Consider the following 16,903-nt stretch of genomic DNA (forward strand, 5'->3'; position numbering starts at 1 on the left):
CCAGTCTTATCTTCCCTTCCCTCTCAAAAAATGACCACCGAGTCTGGAGCGTTGCTTGTTTGGTTTTCCAAAAGAAAACTGTCAGGAGATTGTCCGATCGATGGCGCGCAAAGCCGCCTCGAAAATGGCGTGATGGAGCGCCGCCGGCGTCATGTCTCTTTCTGCATTGCTCAATAGGGCATGACTTCCGAATTCACATACCAGATAGGGTGTATGCCGTTCGCCATTCGGCGTGACGGCATCCGGAATGGCGGGCCGATGATCGCCATAGAAAGCCAGGACGGCTGGATGACCGGACTGCTCAAGACAGCCGTGGATCGTCCCGAGCATGGCGTCCCCATGCATCAAGTGCTCAAGATAGCCTGAAATTCCTTCAGGCCAAGGGCCGTGGTTCTCGATCGAGACCGCAAAAATGAACGTGCTCTCATTGCGCTGGACGGCCTCTCCGATCAAATGAGTGAGGCGTTGTCCCAATTCATGATCGCTGATATGGGGTCCGCATATCTGAGCGCCGGTGAAGGCGTCATCGCCGAGCACCTCGTTGAATCCAGCCGCGGGCATCAACCGGTCCCGCCCATAAAACCGCAGGTCATGAGGATGAACGAAAATACGACGGTCGAAAGCCCGGGATAGTCTCGACGGAAGAGCATCCCGATACTGGGATTGCACGCTCAGATACGGGTCAAAGCGTCGGAAGCCGAGCGCATCTTCATCGTGGCCAAACAGGACGCCGTATTCGGTGCGCATCGTGTAGGCTCCGAAACCCGACATGTACAGACGGCCATGCTGTTGCGCGGTGCGGCATGTACGCTCGAGGTTCGGCAATCGCGGAGCTGCCGTCCCGATTATACCAAAATTTTCGGGATCTGCGAATGACTCGCATTGCACGACTACGACGATGGGTCGCTTGATCCGGGGGGCATCGTAGCCGCGTTTCAGTTCCAGCGGCGGATGCGACGGCAAGATATTGCGTCGCTGATGCTCCCATTGCAGCCAGCTCATGGCGGTCGTCGCCAGAAAACCATGTACCGGAATGGCCCGATCGCAGTCGGGCACAGGCATGAGCCGATGCGAAAGACCGATATGTCCCAGGAGTTTCAATAAAAGCCAGGATACGAGGGCAATGGAAATGCCAATAAATCTCAGTATAAATGTCGAGTACTTATTATTAATAAAATAAAATATATCAATAAAAAATAACACTATTATGGATGCTGTTACCAGAAAAATACTCAACAGGACGAAAATCCGTGCGGGGAAAGTTAATGCGCTCACATAAAAGCGGGGATGCTGAAAGCAGGCCTTGATGACGGCCGCGTCGCTGAACAGCAATGGTTCTCCAAGCAGACCACGTTTGAGGTTGGATCCCAGAACAAGAAGACCGACAATCACGACGGTCAGGACACCCGCGCCTGTGGAGCGTCCGGTCAACGTCAGAAAACAGCCGAAAAGAAACGTAATCGCCAGCAGCCGGAAGGGTATTCCCGGGAGCCAGGCGCCACGACATCGTTTGTTCGGATGCGTGAACTTTGTCGGCTGTGCCAGACGGTCAAGGCATGCAGAAACAAAAATGGTGGACGCCAGTGTCGCCAGAAGCAGGATGATCATGATCGATTATCCGATTCCGCCGGATAGCATCGTATCATCCCGTTGGATTTCTGACGTTAATGTTGCTGACATAAATACACGGTGGTTCAAGGCGGATCGGGATTGCATCATGGCTCAATATCAATGATCTCCCGTGTTGACAGGTCAGTCTCCACCTGACAAGCGTCGTCGGCAAACACGTACACAATGACCTGTAGGCACCTTTCTCTGCTCAAGTTTCCAAGATATCCGGTTCGGGGGTTGCGCCTGTTGAGGCCTGAGTTGCCTGCAAACGTTGGCTTGGCGCCGGTGTTGTTGTCGGTGCCTCCTTTCGTTCCACACGATCTCGTGCTCGGTACGGTGAGCGTCGCTTGGAGCGGGATCGAACCGCGTGTCTTGGATTGCCGGGACGAGCCGGTCATACGATCCGTGTGGGAAGAACGGATCGGAGATACGTTCTGGGCGCCGGACGCCCTTGCTCAGCGAGCAACCATCCTGTGTGTTCCGACGAACCTGAAGGCGGCCGAAGCGCTGTGGGCTACGGCGAAAACGGGCCGCCTCGCCAGCGCGATGGTCGTGATCTTCCCGGACCGTTCGCGGCACTGGCACGCTTTGCGCGCGCGCGTCCTGGCCGACGGCGGGGCGGTCGTCTGCCAGCCTGTCAATCCGTTCTCGCTGCTGGAGCAAGCGCGCGACATCCTTACGATGCCCGGGGCCATTCAACCCCTGGCCGCTTTAGGCGCTATGGCCGGTCTCCCCCTCTGGATCTTGGACCCTTTTGGTCGCTGGCCCTCGGCTCCTGACGCCGACGCGCGGGGGCAAGCCGCCGCTTTGTTGCTGGATGCCACACAGTATCGATGCCCGTTCACCGGCAAAGCCCTCTCCGTTCAGGATGCTGTAGGTTTGCTGATTGAATGGCGTGACATCATGCGGCGCAACCGCGCGGTGCCGGTATGCGTCGGCATGGCGTGGTGGAAGCGCAACCGGATTGGCGATTTTTTTGCCACGGCTGACACGCGTCGTCCGAAACCGCTGTTTCGCCGGGATGCAAAACTGGCCGTCTCCGTGGCCCGGCGTCTGAGGGGGCGCGTGGCTGTGTGGTCGACCCGCATGCCCGGGAGGCTTGAACAATATGCGCGGATGGCGGGCGTCGGCGTCTGTCGGGTGGAGGATGGCTTCATTCGTTCCGCGGGGCTGGGGAGCGGTCTGTTGCCTCCGGCCTCCATCGTCGTGGATACGTCTGGTATTTATTACGATCCAACCGGGCCGAGCGATCTTGAGACGCTTTTGGAGAGCCATCCCCTCGGACCCGATTTGCAGCTACGGGCGGGACGCCTTGTGGACCGGATGATCAGCGAAGGCGTGTCGAAATACGCCCTTGGCGGCGCTGTCCCGGACCTTGCCGCTCCTCCTGGCCGGAAGATCGTCCTGGTGCCCGGTCAGGTTGCGGACGATCTTTCGGTCGTTCTCGGGGGCGCTGGTACGGATGGCAATCTGGGCCTGTTGCGTCAGGTGCGTGCGTCGGAGCCTGAAGCATACATCGTTTACCGTCCTCACCCCGACGTCGATGCCGGTCATCGATCGGGCACGATCCCGGACGCGGTTGTGCTTCGGTTTGCGGATTGTATTTGCCGGGAAGGTGCGATGGCGCGCCTGCTGGACATCGTCCATGAAGTCCACACTCTGACCTCTCTGACCGGGTTCGAAGCTCTGATGCGGCGCAAGCCGGTTACGACATACGGACAGCCCTTTTATGCGGGATGGGGCCTGACACATGATCGTGCACCTGTCGCGCGTCGGACGCGTTGTCTCAACATGGAACAGCTTGCCGCCGCCACATTATTGCTCTACCCGCGCTATATCGATCCCCTGACCCGCATGCCATGCGGGCCGGAAATTCTTGTCGGGCGCTTTGGAGAGGCGGAGTTGTGGCGTCCCTCCTTGCTGATGCGCCTGAGGCGGCATCAGGGAACGCTGGTCAAGGCGATCAGAAAAGGAGGCCAAAGTGTGTTTCGACGACTTTCGCCCCATCGGGGATTTTGAGTGAGCGCAGGAAATATTTTGAGCGTGGTCAAGTCACCGGCGGCGCATGACGCGCCCCCGCCTGTTCAGCGCAACGTGCTGCTGCTGCAAGGCCTGATGGGGCCGTTTTTCCGCATGATCGGTCAGGCGCTGAGGGAGGACGGTTATGGCGTCTGGAAAGTGAATTTCAATGGGGGCGACCGACTCTTCTGGCGACTTCCGAATGGCATTGACTTCACGGGCCGCCCTGACGAATGGCCCGACGCCCTTGCCCAGATCATCGCGACCCGCGAAATCACGGATGTCCTGCTTTTTGGTGACTGCCGTCCGCTGCACAGCGCGGCGATTGCCGTTTGCGCCCGACTTCATATCCCGGTGCATGTCTTCGAGGAGGGCTATATCCGTCCCGACTGGGTGACGTTGGAACTCGGCGGCGTGAATGGCAATTCGAGCCTGCCGCGAGATCCGGAATACTATCTGCAACGCGCGCGGGAACTCCCTCCGGCATCCGAGCACAAACCGGTACCGTCGTCGTTCAGGACCCGCGCCCTTCAGGGGCTCGCCTATAACACCGCAGATCTCGTGTCGCGCTGGCACTACCGATACTGGGACAATTACCGCCCATGGCATCCTCTGACCGAGGGGATCGGTTGGCTGCGAAAGCTGAACGCAGGCAAGGCGCGCGATGCGCGCACGGCTGCGACATTCGCAAAGTTACGGGATTCTCAAGCACCGTTCATGCTGTTTCCCCTGCAACTGGACGCGGACGCGCAGGTTCGCCTGCATTCCAGTTTCAGTGGCATGGCCGAGGCGATCCGAACTGTCATCGCCTCATTCGCGGCTTACGCTCCTCACGGGATGCGTTTGGCCATCAAGGAACACCCGCTCGACAACAATGTCCGTAACTGGCGCAATGAGGTGAGTTTGCAGGCCGCGGCCTATGGGGTCGCCGACCGCGTAGATTATTTTGAAACGGGCGATATCGCAGAACTGGTGCGTAGCGCTCTCGGCGTGATTACAATCAACAGTACCACGGGAACCCTGGCGTTGGCCGAAGGAAAGCCTGTCATTACACTGGGGGATGCAGTCTACAGTCTGCCAGGCATTACGTTCCAAGGCAGTCTGGCGGAATTCTGGGGTGATCCAGGCCAACCCGATGCGGCTGTTTTTGCCGCTTATCGCCGTGTGCTGATCGACCGGTGTCTTATTCCGGGCGGGTTCTTCTCCACCCAGGGAATCGACAAACTGGTCCGGGGCGCCATCGATAGACTGACCAAACATTGTCCACGCGATTTTGCCGCCGCTTCGCGCGCTGAAATGTTACGTCGTGAGGCGCTGCGGCGCGAGTTGGCGCGGAATCCCCGGCAGCTTCGGGATGTTGTTTCTTCGGCGCGACAGCTGACGACATGAAAAGATCGAAGACGTCTTTGCCAGCGTTTTTCACGCTTGATATTTCCAGACTACTCTCACGCGCGAGCGCCTGTGTACCGACCGGTATCGACCGTGTTGAGCTGGAATATGCGCGTTATCTCCTGACGACGGCGCCTGACAGAGTGGAATTTGCGGCGATGCATCCGATGGGACGTTTCGCCGCTTTGCCCTTTTCCATGGCTTCCGATTTCATATCGGCCATTGGAGCGATGTGGGACCGGGGGCAGGGCGATGCAGCGTATACGACGCGTCTGGCCTTTCGTCTGAAGCATGGAATATTGACGCCTCGTCTCGGCTCGATTGCGCGTGTGGCGCGAGGAACGCGGCCGACGAATGTTTATCTGCTGCTCTCGCACCATCATCTGATTCGTCCTGCCGTTGTCGTGGCGGCTCTCAAAAGACGAAAGCGCACCTTGTTCGTGCCGATGGTGCATGACCTCATTCCCTTGGAATACCCGGAATACTCCCGCCCGCGTGAGTTTGCCCGTCACCGTCAGCGTGTCGAAACCGTCGTGCGCTATGCCGATGCCGTCCTGACGCCATCTGAGGCGGTGCGAACGTCTCTCCAGCCCCACTTTGCTACGGCCGGGAGGGAAGCCGTTCCCATCTGGGCCATTCCGCATGGCGTTCATCTCCGGGCACTGGACGATGAACCAGACGTGACCCCTGTCTCGGAAAGCCCTTATTTCGTTTTTCTCAGCACGATCGAGGCACGCAAGAACCACCTGCTGCTGCTCAATATCTGGCGCCGACTTGTGGAGGAACACGGAGCGGCAGCGCCGAAGCTGATCATTGTCGGCAAACGTGGCTGGGAAAATGAACAGGTGCTGGACATGCTGGAGCGCTGTCCAGCCCTGCAAGGCTTTGTGGAAGAGCACAACGCCCTGCCCGATACGCAGGTTGTCAGTCTTCTGCGTGGAGCGCGCGCATTGCTGTTTCCGTCATTCACCGAAGGGTTCGGACTGCCTCTGGCTGAAGCCCTTGCGCTGGGCACGCCTGCCATCTGTTCCGACATTCCGGTTTTCCGGGAGGTCGGCGGCACTGCGGCGCATTATGTCGATCCCCTGGACGGCCTGGAGTGGATGCGCCGTATCGACGCGTTTGCACGGATGACAGCGCAGGAAGCTCGCGCGCTGAACCGTTCGGGCCACAATCCTGGGATCGATTGGCGTGAGAGCGTAAGCCGGGCTCTTGGCCAGATAGAAGCCTTTGCGGCCCGGCAGTGACGGGACGGACCGTCGGAAAAAAGACCCTTGGCCTCCGGTCGCGATATGTCGATATACGAGCTGCGGGTCGCAGGGATGGATATCCCTTCTCTGGTGCCTCACGCCACTATGCATGACGAGCCGAGATCCGCGCTTTCCTTCATGCTGACCTTCCAGCTCGTTCCTCAGCCTCAAAACTCATGCCGGGTGGCCTTGAAAGACGGCCCTATCGGATGACACGACCAAGGATCGCGGTCGTTGAGCGGTCGGGCGTAAGCTTGGCGAGCACGACCGTGCCTCCCTGGGCTTCGACAAAATCGGCCCCGATGACCTGACCGAGTGTATAATCCGCTCCCTTGACCAGCACATCGGGACGGAGACCCTGGATCAGATCGAGAGGCGTGTCCTCATCGAAAGCCACGACCGCGTCCACCTGACGCAGGGCGCCAATGACTTCGGCGCGGTCTGCGAGCGGATTGACGGGGCGGGATGTGCCCTTAAGGCGACGCACGCTTGCATCCGTGTTGAGGGCGACGACAAGCCTGTCGCAGGCGGCGCGTGCCTGGGTAAGAAGCGAGACATGCCCGGGGTGCAGCAGGTCGAAGCAGCCATTGGTCAGGCCCACTTTCATACCCTGCATTTTCCAGCGCTCGACAAGCGCGGCAGCATCCTCTTGCGAAAGCAGCATACAATTCGCCGGTGGAGCATTTTCCGCCGCCGTGTCGAGTTGAGCTTCGAGTTCAGCCGTCACTTCCACGATATCGGCGGTCGCTGTGCCGAGCTTGCCCACGACCACTCCGGCCGCCGCATTGGCGATGTGCATGGATTTTTCGAGTGAGGCACCTGAGGCATGAGCGAGCGCCATGGTTGCGATAACGGTGTCTCCAGCCCCGGACACGTCAAACACCTCACGCGCGCGGCTGGGGACCGAACGAATGGGTTGATCGGCGACGATCAGGGCCATGCCCTGTTCGGAACGCGTGGCGAGCACAGCATCGATTTCGGCCTGCGACATCAGTTCGCGCGCGGCCTGTTCCACTTTTTCGAGCGTGTCGGTGACAAAACCCGCGGCGGCACCGAGTTCCCGGGCATTCGGCGTGATGCAGGTCGCGCGACGATAACGACGGAAATCCAGTGATTTAGGATCGACGAAAACGGGGATGTCCCGCGTGCGCGCGGTTTCGATCACGGCGGCGATGAGATCGGGATGGCAGACGCCTTTGCCATAGTCGGAAATGATGACAGCCTGCACGTCGGGCAGCAACCTCATGGCGGCGGCTTCGAGGTTCCGGCGCTCTTCGGACGTCAGTTCGGCAACGCTTTCTTCGTCAGTCCGGATCACCTGCTGGTTCGCCGCGATGAAGCGGGTCTTGCAGGTGGTGAGACGCGTATCACTCGTGATCGTGTGATCGTCGATTCCCTGGCTCTCGGCGATCAGGGCGCGCAGAGCGGTTCCGGGCGTGTCGTGTCCGCGCAGTCCGAGAAGGACGGCGCGGCCGCCGAGACTCCGGATATTGTTTGCGACATTGCCGACGCCTCCCGCCATCTCCCGCGTGTTGGTCAGGCGCAGGACCGGCACGGGCGCCTCTGGGGAGATGCGCTCCATCGCTCCGTAGATAAAGCGATCCAGCATGAGATCCCCGAGGCAGAGAACCGAGACGCGCGTGAAGTCCAAGATCTTCAGCCTCCGACAACATGGGGCGCGAAGCTCGCGACCATCTGTGCCAGCCCGGTCTGGCGGACGGTTTCAAGCCGGGCGGCGATCAGAATCGATCGGGCCGCGTTGACGGCCCGATCGAGTTCGTCGTTGACGATCACATGGTCGAACTCGGCCCAGTGAGAGATTTCATCACGTGCTGCCGCCATGCGTCGCTCGATCTCCGCAGGATCGTCGGAAGCCCGGGAGTGCAGGCGACGTTCGAGCTCCGCCAGAGACGGAGGAAGAACGAAAAGGCTGACCACGTCTTCCGGCAGCGCGGCGCGGAGCTGGCGGTGGCCCTGCCAGTCGATGTCAAACACCATGTCGCGCCCGCCAGCCAGCGCGGCTTCGACAGGCGCGCGCGGCGTGCCATAGCCCCGCCCGAACACTTCGGCCCATTCCAGAAGTTCTCCTTTCCGGGCCATCTCCCGGAAGGTTTCCATGGAGCGGAAATGGTAATGGACGCCTTCGTGTTCTCCGGGACGTGACTGACGGGTGGTCACTGAAACGGAATGGCTGAGGCGGGGCTCCGAAGCCCGAAGCGCATTGGCGATAGTGGACTTTCCGGCGCCCGAAGGTGCCGAAATCACGAGACAGACACCACGTCGTGCTATGGCAGTCATCCGGGATGGTTTTCCTTTGACAGGGATATGTCTATGCGCCCTCGGGACGTGCTCGCTCTCATACCGGATCTGCCGCTCTCCGTCACGACCGGCTGAAGACGGGACATATCGATGTTATGGTTTACGTAATCGTAACCGAATGCGACTAGCCTGCTCGGTGCGCACGGGTTCGGTATCAGTTATCCTGATGCATATCGTGAGCGGAAAACGGCGGAACATCATGTTTCGGCAGGGTTTGGAAATTTGTTGTCTGACGCTTCAGATGTCGAGACGAATGTGTTGAGGGGCGAGATTCTCAACGCGACCATTGATGACGTCCTGATTGTGGCCATCACCGATGCGCGTGGCATCATTCGTCATGCGAATACCAAATTCTGCGAGATCAGCGGGTACAGTGCTGACGAACTGGTTGGGCGGACACATCGGGTTATCCGTTCGGGCTATCACTGCCGCAGTTTCTATCGCGCCATGTACGCCGCGATCACCTCCGGTAAAATATGGCGTGGCAATATTTGCAACCGTGCGAAAGACGGGAGTCATTACTGGGTCGCTACCACCATCATTCCCCACATGGACGTTGCTGGAAAAATCGATGCTTATATTGCCTATCGTTTTGACATAACGGCTGAAATAGAAGCCGGTCAGCGTATGCGCAAGCTTGCGCTCCAGGATCCCCTGCTGGGAGTCCTCAACAGGATCGGCTTCAGTCAAAGACTGACTTCTGTGCTGCATCGGCATCCCACCGACGCCAGGGATGTCGCGCTTGCGCTCGTTGATCTCGACGGTTTCAAGGAACTGAACGAGCAGTACGGGCATGACGGTGGCGATGTCGTGTTGGAAACCATTGTACGGCGCATGGGCGAAGTGTGCGGCGACAGAGGGATTATCAGCCGCATCGGTGGCGACGACTTCACGCTTCTCTTCCCTTTCGCGGAGCCGCCGGAATTGATGGGGGCAATGCTCCGGAGATTGCAGGCGGCGCTCGAACGGCCGATTTCCCTGAGCCACACGGACGTCACGGTCTTCGTCAGTATCGGCTACACGTTCACGGGACCTGAATGCCACACCGAAGCCGCTCTGATGAAGAGAGTCGATCTTGCGCTCAAGGAAGCCAAGAAACACGGTGGACATTGCATCATCGCTTATTCCGAGCGGCTCGGAAACGAGGTGCTTTACCGCCAGAGAATGCTGCGCAACGCGCGAGAAGGCATGCGTGATGGCGAATTCAAGGTGTACTACCAGCCGATTGTCGACATTCGGAGCGGAGAAGTTACCGCCTGTGAAGCCCTTCTGCGCTGGGTTCACCCTGTAAGGGGCGTGCTGACGCCGTGTGCTTTCTGGGAGATTTTTCTCGATTTTCCCCTGACGGCGGAAGTGGGGCGTCTCGTCCGCGACGTCGTGGTGAACGATCTTGCCGCGTGGCGCGCGAGCGGGGGCTTCTCCGGCGCCGTCTCCATCAATCTGACCTCGGCCGATCTCGCGGAGGATAATTTCGTCAAAGCTTTCACGGATCAGGTTGCGGCCAGAAATCTGCCACCGGACTGCATCGTCTTCGAGGTGACGGAATCGATGCTGCTGACCGGCGCCCGGGCCGAGCGCACGCGCCAGGACCTCCTCGCTCTGACGGCGGCGGGTTTCGCGATTGTGTTCGATGATTTCGGCACGGGCTATGCCTCTCTGGGGCAACTTCGCGAGCTTCCGTTGCAGTCCATCAAGATCGACAGGAGTTTTATCGCCAATATTGCGACCAACGAACGTGACAGGCAGATCGTGGCCGGAATTACCGACCTGGCCCACCGCCTGTCCATACGGGTGGTCGCGGAGGGAATCGAGAATGAAGAGCAGTGTCGCATCCTGAATGAGATCGGCGTTGATGCGTTGCAGGGCTTCCTTCTGGCCTGTCCTGTCAATACGCACATGCTGTCCCTTGCTGTTGCCAGTGCGCGAGAAACGCTCCTGAAGATCGCGGACTGGCCCCTGACAGAGCGCCCGTCGCGAATGCCGCCTGTGACCGTCGGGGTTGGAAGCGCCTCACGGCCGGGCTAATGGCCCTCCATGACGCTCAGAACCATCCTGATTACAGGCGCCTCGTCCGGCATTGGACGTGGGCTTGCCCTCTCTCTTGCTCGTCACGATACGATTCTGCATCTCGGGGGGCGGGATCGTGGGCGTCTTGACGCCACGGTCGAGGCCTGTCGACGGCTTGGCGCGGATGCTCGCCCCCATGTTCTGGATGTGACGGACCGGGCCGGGATGGAACGCTGGATTCGCGAAGTCGGCGCAGATCGTCTCGATATGGTTTTTGCGAGTGCCGGCATTACGGGTGGCGCTCATGCACGGGACGACGAAGGGGCGGCGTTCGAGACCGCCGGACAGATCCGACGTATCATCGCCGTGGATCTCGATGGTGCGTTGAACACGATCCTGCCCGCGCTGGACATCATGAAGGGGCAGGACAGGGACGGGCAGGGCCGGCGCGGGCAGATCTGTGCCATTTCGTCGGTCGCAGGCCTCGTATCCTACCCGGGGACAGCATCCTACAGCGCCGCGAAAGCGGCGCTCGACCGTTTCATGGTGGCCACGGGAGCCTATGCCGGGAAAGCTGGCATTCATCTGACAAGCGTGTGCTGTGCTTTCGTTGATACGCCCATGGTGGCGCGGAACCGTTTTCCGATGCCCGGACTTGTCAGCGTGAACAAGGCCGTGAGGATCATTCTTCGCGGCGTGGCGCTGCGGAAGAGGCGCGTTATTTTTCCACGCTGGCTGGTAATGGGTTCACGATTCATGGACATGCTGCCTGTCGGGGTCGCGGAGGCCTATTATCTGCGGCAGCCTACCGGAAAGCCCGGTTCCCTGCCGCCTGTCGAAGAAAAAGGGTGAGCGCCATCAGGCACTTGTCATGACGAAATATGTCGATATCGTCATGAAGACTTGGGGAGTTGTTGTCGCTATAATGATGTTATGAATCTTTGTCGTCCGTTTATCCTTCGACCGGTCATGACGACCCTGCTGGCAATCTCCATCCTTGCCGCGGGCGTGCTGTGCTATCCGCTGATGCCGGTCGCCGACATGCCGAACGTGGGCGCTTCAACGATCGATATCCGCGTGGAGGAACCGGGCGCGAGTCCGCAACAGATGGTGACCTCGGTGATTTCACCCCTGGAGCGCCATCTGACGACGATTTCCGGCATCGAGGAGATGGAGTCCGACAGCGACAACGGAGAAGGCAGCATACGGATCGACTTTGTCGCGTCGCGCAATATCGATGGAGCGCTACGGGATGTGCAGGCCGCTCTGAGGGCGGCTCATGCGGATCTGCCGAGCGGAACGCTTCAGTCCGATCCGACCGCCAACAAGATCGATCCGACCGAAAACCCGGTCTATCTGCTTTCGCTGCAGTCGAAGACCATGCCGATCGCCCAGCTCTATGACATCGCCGAGACGAGGGTGAAGCCGTTGCTAGCCCAGGTCAGCGGGGTCGGGCAGGTCGAGGTGGTCGGATCCGCGCGCCCCGCCGTGCGCGTGGACCTCAACCCCTATGCGTTGTTCAAATGGGGGATCGGCTTTGAGGATATTCGCCAAGCGCTTGCATCCGCCAACGCGAATACGCCCAAAGGCTTTATCGATGCCGGTGGTCAGAGGCTCATGCTGGCTTCAAACGATCAGGCGGGGAAGGCGTCTCAGTATCGCGATCTGATCGTCGGTTACCGGACGGGTAATTATCCCGTTCGGCTGTCGGATGTCGGCTATGTCTATGACGGCGTGCAGGACGTAAACCAGAGCGGCTTCTACAATGGGGAGCAGGCCATATCCCTGGTCGTGCATGCCCAGCCGAAAGCCAACAAGGTCAAGATCGTCGACAGCATCCGGCAGCACATGACCGTTCTTCGGGCGGCGCTCCCCGCTGGAATCGACATGTCCACATCCATGGACCTGTCCTACACCATTCGTGCGGCGCTGGTTGACACGCAGCTGACCCTCGTCATCTCGGTCGTGCTCGTCGTGGGCGTCATTCTCTTGTTTCTGCGCCGACTGCGTTCGACGTTGATCCCGGCCGTGATCGTCCCGATCGCGCTCGTAGGCACCATCGCCGTCATGAAGCTTCTGGGCTTCAATCTCGATATCATGTCGCTCATGGCCCTGACGATCGCTGTCGGGTTCGTCGTCGATGACGCGATCGTCGTCGTCGAGAACATTGCGCGGCATATGGAAGATGGCATGGACCGAATGGATGCCGCCCTTCTGGGGTCTGGCGAGATCGGTTTTACCGTTCTTTCCATCACGGCGTCCCTGACGGCTGTCTTCGTTCCCATCATGTTTCTGCCCGGTATCGCGGGAGCCATTTTCTACGAATTTTCGATGACGATCGTCGCGGCCATCACGATTTCCCTTTTCCTGTCTCTGACACTGACCCCCATGATGTGCGCGTATCTGCTTGAAGTGGATAACGGCCACGAAAAGCGCCGCCCCCTGACGGCCAGGTTGGTTCGGGGAATCGACTGGGGTCTCGACGGCATCACGCATCTTTACGACGTGACGCTCAGCTGGAGTCTGCGGCACCATGTCATCGTCTTTCTGACATTGCCTCTGAGTTTCGTGGTTCTCGTCGGTTCGATCTATTTCATGCCCAAGACAGCCATCCCCGCGCAGGATATCTCGCTCCTGGTGGGCTTCGTGGCGGTCGATGAAACAGCCTCCTTCGAGCATCTGTCCCATCGTCTGAAGCAGGTGAGCGATGTTCTGCTCGCGGACCCGGCTGTACAGGGTGTCACGAGCTGGAACGAAAGTGCCGCGGAAGCGCAGATGTTCGCGACGCTCACGGACAAGAACACGCGCGTCAACGATCATGTCGTGGCGGATCGCATCCGGGCAAGGCTCAAGAATATTCCCGGCTTGCGCATGTCCCTGTTTTCGGCCGGTGAAATGAATGGTGGCGGCGGTCAGAGCCGACAGGGCACTTACCGCTACGTCCTGCGGGCCCAGGACCCGGACGCGCTCTATGCGTATATTCCCAAGCTCGTTGCCGCGCTGCGCAAGGATAAGACGGTCATCACCAATGTCACCAGCAATTTCGAAGGCCGGGGTGCCGCGGCTTACGTGATGCTGCAGCGCGATACCGAGGCGCGTTATCTGATCACGCCGCAGCTTGTGGGCAACACGCTGTTCGATGCCTATGGACAGACGATTGCCTCGCGCATCCACACGGATATTTCGACCCATTCCGTTGTCATGCAGGTGGCGCCGCAGTATCGCAGTACGCCAGACGTCCTGAAGAGCGTTTGGGTGTCGGCGGCTGCCGGAACGCCGGGAGGTGCTACGGTTTCCAACCAGATCCGCGCCAAAAGCACCACGACGGCGACGTTGAGCGAGGCGGCGCAGCTCAGCCAGCAGTCCCTGCGGAATTCGATTGCCAACCAGATTACCGGCAATGGCTCAAACGGTTCCGCAGTCGCATCGTCGAGCGAAACCATGGTGCCTTTGAGCAACGTCGCGACGATCCAGATGCGCCCGACGGCAACGGAAATTTCTCATCGTGACGGCTATGTGGCTGCCGCGATCAGTTTCGATGTGGCCGCCGGGAAGAGCTATGAGGACGCGCAGAAGGTCATCGAGCAGATGATTGCCAACACCCAGGCGCCCATCGGCATAACGGGCAAGTTTTCAGGCCTCGCGGGCGATACGAGCAAGATGCTGATCAACGAGCTTCTCGCTTTTGTCGCAGCGATCGCAGCCATGTATATCGTGCTGGGCGTTCTCTACGAGAGCCTGATCCACCCCCTGACGATCATGTCGACGCTGCCATCGGCGGGGATCGGCGGTGTGCTGGGCTTGTGGGTTTGTGGAGAAGAATTCAGCGTGATCGCGATGATCGGCATGATCCTGCTGACGGGTATCGTGAAGAAGAACGCCATTCTGGTGATCGATTTCGCGCTGCATGCTGAAAAACAGATGGGTTACGCGCCGCGAGACGCGATTCATAAAGCTAGCATCACGCGCTTTCGTCCTATTCTCATGACGACGCTGGCGGCCGCGTTCGGCGCCGTTCCTCTGGTCATCGGCAGTGGCTATGGTGCGGAAATGCGCCGTCCACTGGGGATTGCCATTATCGGCGGCATGGTCATCAGCCAGTTGCTGACACTTTATACCACGCCGATCGTCTATCTTTACATGGATGCCATCAGTCGCGGCTGCATGCGGCTATGGCGCAGATTCGTTCCTGAATCCCGCGCGGCGGAAGATCACGCCGCGCCTGTCGCACTTTCTTCCCGCTGAATGGCCCTGTCTGGAACTTCGAATGCTCATGCGCGAACACGTTTTTGCCCTTTTGCTTCTTGCGGGTGCCTCAGTACCCCTCGCTGCGGCGCAGGCGGCTCCACTCATGCATCTGTTTTCCGAACCCGCACTGTCTTCGGATGGGAGGCATCTGGCGACGCTTGAGGGCGATGAAAATCCGAAACCCGGCGAGCACGTCATCAAGCATATTGTGCTGCGCGATCTCACGGGCCCAGCGGATGCCGTAACGACCACGGTCGATACCGGCTGCCCCACCTGCACGCTTTCCGATCTTACATGGAGCCGCGATGGGCAGCACCTGGCGTTCATCATGCGCCAGCCGGGGGACGCGATGCGTCGGGTCGAGATCGTCGATGTCACCGGAGCGCATCGTCAGGAGCGCCTCGCCTTCAAGGGCTCCTTGCAGGATCTGCGTTTCGGCCCTGATGGCACGCTCGCCGTGCTCGCCATCGAAAACGCGCGTCGCGATCCAGGCGCGTTGCAGGCAGGTGCGCCGCAAACTGGGGAAATCGATGCGCAGGAAGACGAACAGCGTATCGCGACCGTCGTGGATGGCCACCTTGAGTGGCAGTCACCTGCTGATCTCTACGTGTACGAATATGACTGGCGCACGGATGGCCCGTCCGGAAAGGCCACCTTTGTTGGAACCGGCGCGGCGGGCAACGGCGACAACAACTGGTGGCTGGCCCATCTTTTCGCGTTCGAAAACGGGCAGTCGCGCTTGCTCTATGCTCCGCCGATCGATCAGCAGCTCGGCTTGCCGCATGTTTCGCCCGACGGACGTTCCGTCGTGTTTATCGGTGGGCTGATGAGTGACTTCAGCTTCTTCGGTGGCGATGTGTTCAGTCTTGAGCTCGACACGTCGCATGCAAAGCCACGCAATCTCACGCCGGGACTGCCAGCGACCGTGACAGGACTTTCCTGGTGTGGTTCGAGGCTTGTCGCGTCGGCGCTCCAGGGCGCGCAAAGCGTGTTTTTCTCAGTAGGGGCTGGCAAGCCCGAGGAGATGGGACGGAGCGACGATCTCATTTCCACCGGCGGCGGCGAACCGGGACTGGTCTGTGCGGGCGATCAGAGCGCGGCGGTCAGGCAAAGTTTCACGGTCGCACCGGAACTCGTTGCCGGACCGATTGGGCGCTGGAAGCCTCTGACCCGCGCCAATGCCGATATGCCCGCCAATGCGCATGCTCGGAGTGTGACCTGGAAAAGTGACGGTTTTACCGTGCAGGGCTGGCTGTTGACCCCTCTTGAGCGCAAGCCGGGTGTCGAACATGAAGGCAAGGTGCCGCTCGTGACCAAGGTGCATGGCGGCCCGTCCGGCGCCGTAACGCCGCGCTATCTTGCGACGCGAACCATGAACAAGGAACTGCTTGACGGAGGGTATGACATCTTCATGCCCAGCCCGCGTGGCAGCTATGGACAGGGTGAAGCCTTCACACGTGCGAATCGTAAGGATTTTGGCCACGGAGATCTGCGTGACATTCTGCGAGGCGTGGATGCGGTGGAGAAAATCGCTCCCGTGGATGATGGACGCCTTGGCATCATGGGGTATTCCTATGGTGGCTACATGACGATGTGGACGGTCACCCAGACCAATCGCTTCAAGGCCGCCGTCGCGGGTGGCGGCATCGCGAACTGGCAGTCCTATTATGGCCAGAATGGTATTTCCGGCTGGATGCCGCCGTTCTTCGGCGCGACGGTCTATGACGATCCGGCGGTCTATGCAAAGTCGTCCCCGATCAATTTCATTCGTAACGTCAAGACGCCGACTTTCATTTATGTCGGAGCAAATGATGAGGAATGTCCCCCTGCGCAGAGCCTTGAGTTTTATCGTGCGCTGAAATTTCTCGGTGTCCCTACGAAGCTCGTGATATATCCGGGCGAGGGCCACGGCATTCGCGATCCTCATCATGATCAGGACTCGAACGAACGCAGTGTCGCGTGGTTCGACACCTATCTTTCAAAATAAACGGTCAACATACGGTCGCGCGAGCGGTCGTATGTCCAAGTTTGCAATGATATTACAGAAAAATTTCCTCGAA

At 59.5% G+C, this 16,903-nt stretch carries 11 protein-coding genes; 8 read left to right on the forward strand and 3 right to left on the reverse strand.

Annotated features, from left to right (window positions below; all coding sequences use genetic code 11):
- Nucleotides 1-81: 81 nt before the first annotated feature.
- Nucleotides 82-1,062, reverse strand: coding sequence for an LTA synthase family protein (locus PWM43_RS10270; protein WP_289842410.1), 981 nt, complete (start codon nt 1,060-1,062; stop codon nt 82-84).
- A gap of 225 nt (nt 1,063-1,287) precedes the next feature.
- Between PWM43_RS10270 and PWM43_RS10275 the strand changes: the two genes are divergently transcribed.
- The 4 genes from PWM43_RS10275 to PWM43_RS10290 all read left to right on the forward strand — a co-directional run bounded on the left by PWM43_RS10275 (nt 1,288) and on the right by PWM43_RS10290 (nt 6,266).
- The gene (locus PWM43_RS10275) at nt 1,288-1,635 is read left to right on the forward strand and encodes a hypothetical protein (RefSeq protein WP_289842411.1); all 348 of its coding nucleotides are present in this window, start codon (nt 1,288-1,290) and stop codon (nt 1,633-1,635) included.
- Nucleotides 1,636-1,869: 234 nt separating this feature from the next.
- Nucleotides 1,870-3,630 (forward strand): capsular polysaccharide export protein, LipB/KpsS family, encoded by a 1,761-nt coding sequence (locus PWM43_RS10280; protein ID WP_289842412.1) that lies wholly within the window; start codon nt 1,870-1,872, stop codon nt 3,628-3,630.
- A gap of 15 nt (nt 3,631-3,645) precedes the next feature.
- Nucleotides 3,646-5,019 (forward strand): capsule biosynthesis protein, encoded by a 1,374-nt coding sequence (locus tag PWM43_RS10285; RefSeq protein WP_394356065.1) that lies wholly within the window; start codon nt 3,646-3,648, stop codon nt 5,017-5,019.
- The gene (locus PWM43_RS10290; protein ID WP_289842414.1) at nt 5,016-6,266 is read left to right on the forward strand and encodes a glycosyltransferase family 4 protein; all 1,251 of its coding nucleotides are present in this window, start codon (nt 5,016-5,018) and stop codon (nt 6,264-6,266) included. The genes PWM43_RS10285 and PWM43_RS10290 overlap by 4 nt, the downstream gene beginning before the upstream one ends.
- Before the next feature lie 205 nt (nt 6,267-6,471).
- Here PWM43_RS10290 and rfaE1 read toward each other — a convergent pair whose 3' ends face one another.
- Complete coding sequence (gene rfaE1 / locus PWM43_RS10295; protein ID WP_289842415.1) at nt 6,472-7,920, reverse strand: D-glycero-beta-D-manno-heptose-7-phosphate kinase; 1,449 nt, start codon at nt 7,918-7,920, stop codon at nt 6,472-6,474.
- Nucleotides 7,921-7,925: 5 nt separating this feature from the next.
- The gene (gmk, locus tag PWM43_RS10300; protein WP_289842416.1) at nt 7,926-8,567 is read right to left on the reverse strand and encodes a guanylate kinase; all 642 of its coding nucleotides are present in this window, start codon (nt 8,565-8,567) and stop codon (nt 7,926-7,928) included.
- Nucleotides 8,568-8,813: 246 nt separating this feature from the next.
- On the opposite strand from gmk, the gene PWM43_RS10305 reads away from it, so the two are divergent.
- The 4 genes from PWM43_RS10305 (at nt 8,814) to PWM43_RS10320 (ending at nt 16,830) form a co-directional block, all read left to right on the forward strand.
- Nucleotides 8,814-10,613, forward strand: a complete 1,800-nt coding sequence (locus PWM43_RS10305; protein WP_289842417.1) for a putative bifunctional diguanylate cyclase/phosphodiesterase — start codon at nt 8,814-8,816, stop codon at nt 10,611-10,613.
- A gap of 9 nt (nt 10,614-10,622) precedes the next feature.
- The gene (locus tag PWM43_RS10310; RefSeq protein ID WP_289842418.1) at nt 10,623-11,447 is read left to right on the forward strand and encodes an SDR family NAD(P)-dependent oxidoreductase; all 825 of its coding nucleotides are present in this window, start codon (nt 10,623-10,625) and stop codon (nt 11,445-11,447) included.
- Between the two features lie 81 nt (nt 11,448-11,528).
- Complete coding sequence (locus PWM43_RS10315) at nt 11,529-14,840, forward strand: efflux RND transporter permease subunit (RefSeq protein ID WP_289842419.1); 3,312 nt, start codon at nt 11,529-11,531, stop codon at nt 14,838-14,840.
- 28 nt (nt 14,841-14,868) lie between these two features.
- A complete protein-coding gene (locus PWM43_RS10320; RefSeq protein ID WP_289842420.1) occupies nt 14,869-16,830 on the forward strand; it encodes an alpha/beta hydrolase family protein in 1,962 nt (653 codons plus the stop codon).
- Nucleotides 16,831-16,903 lie beyond the last annotated feature (73 nt).

This window comes from Brytella acorum, from assembly GCF_029309905.1.
Taxonomy (GTDB): Bacteria; Pseudomonadota; Alphaproteobacteria; order Acetobacterales; family Acetobacteraceae; genus Brytella; species Brytella acorum.